The organism is Streptomyces sp. SID13726 (assembly GCF_010548375.1).
Classification (GTDB): domain Bacteria; phylum Actinomycetota; class Actinomycetes; order Streptomycetales; family Streptomycetaceae; genus Streptomyces.
The window spans coordinates 1-654 of sequence record NZ_JAAGLY010000129.1; the positions used below are offsets into that span (position 1 = coordinate 1).

Annotated in this window: 1 protein-coding gene; it reads right to left on the minus strand. The window is 75.4% G+C overall.

What is annotated here, in order from left to right:
* Window positions 1–126: 126 nt before the first annotated feature.
* Window positions 127–552 carry a hypothetical protein gene (locus G3I78_RS46740; protein WP_343244020.1) on the minus strand — a complete coding sequence of 142 codons (426 nt, stop codon included), beginning with the start codon at window positions 550–552 and terminating at the stop codon, window positions 127–129.
* Window positions 553–654: the final 102 nt, after the last annotated feature.

Below are 654 nucleotides of genomic sequence, written 5' to 3' on the forward strand. Positions count from 1 at the left end.
CGCCTGGCTTCGCGGGCTGGCACGAACCGCGCTGGCCCCGGCGGCCGGCAGCATCGCCGCGATGTGAGATCAGTCGCCACCGGGCATGCCGACGCCGCCCATGAGGTTGCCCCGGGCCGCGGCCGGTCACTCCGGGTTCGTACTCACCGGGCAGGCGGGACGCGTCCGGAGCCAGTACGAGTGGGCCGCTACGGTCAGGGCGATGCCGTAAACGGCGAAGGCGACCATCCCGACCCATCCGACCAGCAGCGCGTCGCCCGAGGAGTGGAAGTCGCCGCGCCGGATCGTCACCACGCCGGCTGCGGCCAGGGTCAGGTATCCGGCCCCCACGACGCCGTACGGGGCGAGCGTGGCGGCGCCGAGCAGGGCCGGGGCGAGCGGGAGCCAGCGTGGCACCCGTCGGCCCCGCAGGAACAGCGTCCAGCGCGGGAAGACCTGCCCCCACGGACGCACCAGGCCCCACAGCAGGAACACGCCGAGCGCGGCCAGCAGCGCGGTGGGGTCCAGGCCCCAGGACTCCCGGACCCGGCCGACGCACCGGACGTCGGACACTCCGCGCTACTCGGGCCCGAAGACCGTGAGCACGTGACCGGTCGCTCCCGCGATACCGGCGAGGTCGAACGGCGGCGCCGTCGCGCACCCGGGCAGCAGGCG